The sequence below is a fragment of the Micromonospora sp. NPDC049366 genome, assembly GCF_044466625.1.
In the GTDB taxonomy this organism is placed as follows: domain Bacteria; phylum Actinomycetota; class Actinomycetes; order Mycobacteriales; family Micromonosporaceae; genus Micromonospora.
On sequence record NZ_JBITMV010000048.1, the window covers coordinates 1 to 5,410 of the forward strand.

Below are 5,410 nucleotides of genomic sequence, written 5' to 3' on the forward strand. Positions count from 1 at the left end.
GGTGTGTGGTTGTTCTTTGAGAACTCAACAGGGTGCTTGATAAGCCAGTGCCAAATTGATTTATACCCCGGACTGGTCGGGCTTTTGTCTGGCTGGTTGGGATTCCTTTGGCAACACTTTTGTTGTCGGGATTGCTTTTCCAAGTTTTTGTTGGAGAGTTTGATCCTGGCTCAGGACGAACGCTGGCGGCGTGCTTAACACATGCAAGTCGAGCGGAAAGGCCCTTCGGGGTACTCGAGCGGCGAACGGGTGAGTAACACGTGAGCAACCTGCCCTAGGCTTTGGGATAACCCTCGGAAACGGGGGCTAATACCGGATAGGACCTTCGGACGCATGTCTGGGGGTGGAAAGTTTTTCGGCCTGGGATGGGCTCGCGGCCTATCAGCTTGTTGGTGGGGTGATGGCCTACCAAGGCGACGACGGGTAGCCGGCCTGAGAGGGCGACCGGCCACACTGGGACTGAGACACGGCCCAGACTCCTACGGGAGGCAGCAGTGGGGAATATTGCACAATGGGCGGAAGCCTGATGCAGCGACGCCGCGTGAGGGATGACGGCCTTCGGGTTGTAAACCTCTTTCAGCAGGGACGAAGCGCAAGTGACGGTACCTGCAGAAGAAGCGCCGGCCAACTACGTGCCAGCAGCCGCGGTAAGACGTAGGGCGCGAGCGTTGTCCGGATTTATTGGGCGTAAAGAGCTCGTAGGCGGCTTGTCGCGTCGACCGTGAAAACTTGGGGCTCAACCCCAAGCCTGCGGTCGATACGGGCAGGCTAGAGTTCGGTAGGGGAGACTGGAATTCCTGGTGTAGCGGTGAAATGCGCAGATATCAGGAGGAACACCGGTGGCGAAGGCGGGTCTCTGGGCCGATACTGACGCTGAGGAGCGAAAGCGTGGGGAGCGAACAGGATTAGATACCCTGGTAGTCCACGCTGTAAACGTTGGGCGCTAGGTGTGGGGGGCCTCTCCGGTTCCCTGTGCCGCAGCTAACGCATTAAGCGCCCCGCCTGGGGAGTACGGCCGCAAGGCTAAAACTCAAAGGAATTGACGGGGGCCCGCACAAGCGGCGGAGCATGCGGATTAATTCGATGCAACGCGAAGAACCTTACCTGGGTTTGACATGGCCGCAAAACCTGCAGAGATGTGGGGTCCTTCGGGGGCGGTCACAGGTGGTGCATGGCTGTCGTCAGCTCGTGTCGTGAGATGTTGGGTTAAGTCCCGCAACGAGCGCAACCCTCGTTCGATGTTGCCAGCGCGTTATGGCGGGGACTCATCGAAGACTGCCGGGGTCAACTCGGAGGAAGGTGGGGATGACGTCAAGTCATCATGCCCCTTATGTCCAGGGCTTCACGCATGCTACAATGGCCGGTACAATGGGCTGCGATACCGTGAGGTGGAGCGAATCCCAAAAAGCCGGTCTCAGTTCGGATCGGGGTCTGCAACTCGACCCCGTGAAGTCGGAGTCGCTAGTAATCGCAGATCAGCAACGCTGCGGTGAATACGTTCCCGGGCCTTGTACACACCGCCCGTCACGTCACGAAAGTCGGCAACACCCGAAGCCGGTGGCCCAACCCTTGTGGAGGGAGCCGTCGAAGGTGGGGCTGGCGATTGGGACGAAGTCGTAACAAGGTAGCCGTACCGGAAGGTGCGGCTGGATCACCTCCTTTCTAAGGAGCACCATCCGTCGAAAGGCGGTATGGAGCCCGCGACCTGCGGATGTCGGGTCGGGGTGCTCATTGGCGGAGACACTGGCGAGCTGTCGGCGGGCAACGGCCGGAGCGTCTAGTACGACCACCTTGGTGGTAGGGAACGATGGCTTTGGTGCGGCTGGCGGATGGTGATTAGCACCCTGTTGGGTCCTGAAGGAACAACCGTTGGTTGTCTTTCAGAGCCTTGAGGCGAGCGTGAGTGCTCGTGGAGGCGCCAGGCATGGCCTGGTGTGGCATACCGCCGGCGGTGGTCGGGTTTGGTGTCATGCTGTGGGTTGTGGGTTGGTCGTTTGTTGAGAATTGCACAGTGGACGCGAGCATCTTTGTGGTCAAGTTGTCAAGGGCGAACGGTGGATGCCTTGGCACCAGGAGCCGATGAAGGACGTGGGAGGCCGCGATAGGCCTGGGGGAGCTGTCAACCGAGCTGTGATCCCAGGGTGTCCGAATGGGGGAACCCGGCTGGAGTCATGTCCAGTCACCCACACCTGAACACATAGGGTGTGTGGAGGGAACGCGGGGAAGTGAAACATCTCAGTACCCGTAGGAAGAGAAAACAAATAGTGATTCCGTGAGTAGTGGCGAGCGAAAGCGGATTGAGGCTAAACCGGCTGCGTGTGATACCTGTCAGGGGTTGCGTGGTTGGGGTTGTGGGACCCTGCTGAACATGCTGACACGTGTTCGAGAAGTTACAAAGCTAGTGGCTAGTTGAACAGTCTGGAAAGGCTGACCGTAGACGGTGATAGTCCGGTAGGTGAAAGCTGCTGGTCTTCTGTGGGTGTTCCCGAGTAGCGGCGGACTCCTGAAATCTGCCGTGAATCTGCCAGGACCACCTGGTAAGCCTAAATACTTCCTGGTGACCGATAGCGGACGAGTACCGTGAGGGAATGGTGAAAAGTACCCCGGGAGGGGAGTGAAATAGTACCTGAAACCGTTCGCCTACAATCCGTCGGAGCCTTGCGGGGTGACGGCGTGCCTTTTGAAGAATGAGCCTGCGAGTTAGTGGCATGTGGCGAGGTTAACCCGTGTGGGGGAGCCGTAGCGAAAGCGAGTCTGAATAGGGCGATTCAGTCGCGTGTCCTAGACCCGAAGCGGAGTGATCTAGCCATGGGCAGGCTGAAGCGCGGGTAAGACCGCGTGGAGGGCCGAACCCACCAACGTTGAAAAGTTGGGGGATGACCTGTGGTTAGGGGTGAAAGGCCAATCAAACTCCGTGATAGCTGGTTCTCCCCGAAATGCATTTAGGTGCAGCGTCGCGTGTTTCTTGCCGGAGGTAGAGCACTGGATGGTCTAGGGGGCCCACAAGCTTACCGAAATCAGCCAAACTCCGAATGCCGGTAAGTGAGAGCGCGGCAGTGAGACTGCGGGGGATAAGCTTCGTAGTCGAGAGGGAAACAGCCCAGATCACCAGCTAAGGCCCCTAAGCGTGTGCTAAGTGGAAAAGGATGTGGGGTCGCATAGACAACCAGGAGGTTGGCTTAGAAGCAGCCACCCTTTAAAGAGTGCGTAATAGCTCACTGGTCAAGTGGTTCCGCGCCGACAATGTAGCGGGGCTCAAGCACACCGCCGAAGCTGTGGCATTCACATTTCAACCTCGCTTGGACGTGATTCCTTGTGCAGGTGTGTGGATGGGTAGGGGAGCGTCGTGCCGGGGGTGAAGCAGCGGGGTGACCTAGTTGTGGACGCGGCACGAGTGAGAATGCAGGCATGAGTAGCGAAAGAAGGGTGAGAAACCCTTCCGCCGGATGACCAAGGGTTCCAGGGCCAGGCTAATCCGCCCTGGGTGAGTCGGGACCTAAGGCGAGGCCGAGAGGCGTAGTCGATGGACAACGGGTTGATATTCCCGTACCCGCGAAAGAGCGACCCTGATGAACCTCGTTGTGCTAACCATCCAATCCATCCAAGACCTTCGGGTTGAGGGTGGGGAGCGTGGGAACCTGGCGGGTAGTAGTCAAGCGATGGGGTGACGCAGGAAGGTAGCTGAGCCCGGCCGGTGGTTGTGCCGGGGTAAGCGTGTAGGCCGTACCGTAGGCAAATCCGCGGTGCATGAGGCTGAGACGTGATGCCGAGCCGATTCAGGTGAAGTCAGTGATCCTATGCTGCCGAGAAAAGCCTCTAGCGAGTTCTTAGCGGCCCGTACCCCAAACCGACACAGGTGGTCAGGTAGAGAATACCGAGGCGATCGGGCGAACTGTGGTTAAGGAACTCGGCAAATTGCCCCCGTAACTTAGGGAGAAGGGGGGCCGGAGACGTGAAGCCCCGCGCGGGTGGAGCGTTGTATGGCCGCAGAGAGCAGGGGGAAGCGACTGTTTACTAAAAACACAGGTCCATGCGAAGAAGTAATTCGATGTATATGGACTGACGCCTGCCCGGTGCTGGAACGTTAAGGGGACCTGTTAGCTCTTTCGGGGGCGAAGCGGAGAACTTAAGCGCCAGTAAACGGCGGTGGTAACTATAACCATCCTAAGGTAGCGAAATTCCTTGTCGGGTAAGTTCCGACCTGCACGAATGGCGTAACGACTTCCCCACTGTCTCAACCACAGGCCCGGCGAAATTGCAGTACGAGTAAAGATGCTCGTTACGCGCGGCAGGACGGAAAGACCCCGGGACCTTTACTATAGCTTGACATTGGTATCCGAATTAGCTTGTGTAGGATAGGTGGGAGCCGGTGAACCATCAACGCCAGTTGGTGGGGAGGCAATCTTGAAATACCACTCTGGTTGATTTGGGTATCTAACTTCGGACCGTTATCCGGTTCAGGGACAGTGTCTGGTGGGTAGTTTAACTGGGGCGGTTGCCTCCTAAAGGGTAACGGAGGCGCCCAAAGGTTCCCTCAGCCTGGTTGGCAATCAGGTGTTGAGTGCAAGTACACAAGGGAGCTTGACTGTGAGACTGACAGGTCGAGCAGGGACGAAAGTCGGGACTAGTGATCCGGCACTTGCGTGTGGAAGCGGTGTCGCTCAACGGATAAAAGGTACCCCGGGGATAACAGGCTGATCTTCCCCAAGAGTCCATATCGACGGGATGGTTTGGCACCTCGATGTCGGCTCGTCGCATCCTGGGGCTGTAGCAGGTCCCAAGGGTTGGGCTGTTCGCCCATTAAAGCGGTACGCGAGCTGGGTTTAGAACGTCGTGAGACAGTTCGGTCCCTATCCGCCGTGCGCGTAGGATACTTGAGAAGGGCTGTCCCTAGTACGAGAGGACCGGGACGGACGAACCTCTGGTGTGCCAGTTGTCCCGCCAGGGGCACGGCTGGTTAGCTACGTTCGGAAGGGATAACCGCTGAAAGCATCTAAGCGGGAAGCTCGCTTCAAGATGAGGTATCCCACCACATTTTTGTGGGTAAGGCCCCCAGCTAGACGACTGGGTTGATAGGCCGGAGATGTAAGCCCGGTAACGGGTTCAGTCGACCGGTACTAATAGGCCGAGGACTTGACTACTAAGCTGCTACGCGTCCACTGTGCAACTCCCGACAAGCGAACAACAGACCCGTTGGGTGTTGTTTGATATGTCGATAGTGTTACGGCGGTCATGGCGGAGGGGAAACGCCCGGTTACATTCCGAACCCGGAAGCTAAGCCCTCCAGCGCCGATGGTACTGCACTCGGGAGGGTGTGGGAGAGTAGGACACCGCCGGACAATCTTCCCGTCAGGGCCACCCTTTGTGAGGGTGGCCCTGACGCGTTTTCCACCCCAATTCCCGGACGTCG

Annotated in this window: 3 rRNA genes; all 3 read left to right on the forward strand. The window is 58.0% G+C overall.

The window, feature by feature from the left end:
* Positions 1-147: 147 nt before the first annotated feature.
* The 3 genes from ACIBTV_RS31290 to rrf all read left to right on the forward strand — a co-directional run bounded on the left by ACIBTV_RS31290 (position 148) and on the right by rrf (position 5,339).
* Positions 148-1,662, forward strand: a 16S ribosomal RNA gene (locus ACIBTV_RS31290).
* Positions 1,663-2,031: 369 nt separating this feature from the next.
* Positions 2,032-5,141: ribosomal RNA gene (locus ACIBTV_RS31295) — 23S ribosomal RNA — on the forward strand.
* Between the two features lie 81 nt (positions 5,142-5,222).
* Positions 5,223-5,339, forward strand: a 5S ribosomal RNA gene (gene rrf / locus ACIBTV_RS31300).
* The 16S, 23S and 5S rRNA genes sit together here, the layout of an rRNA operon.
* Positions 5,340-5,410 lie beyond the last annotated feature (71 nt).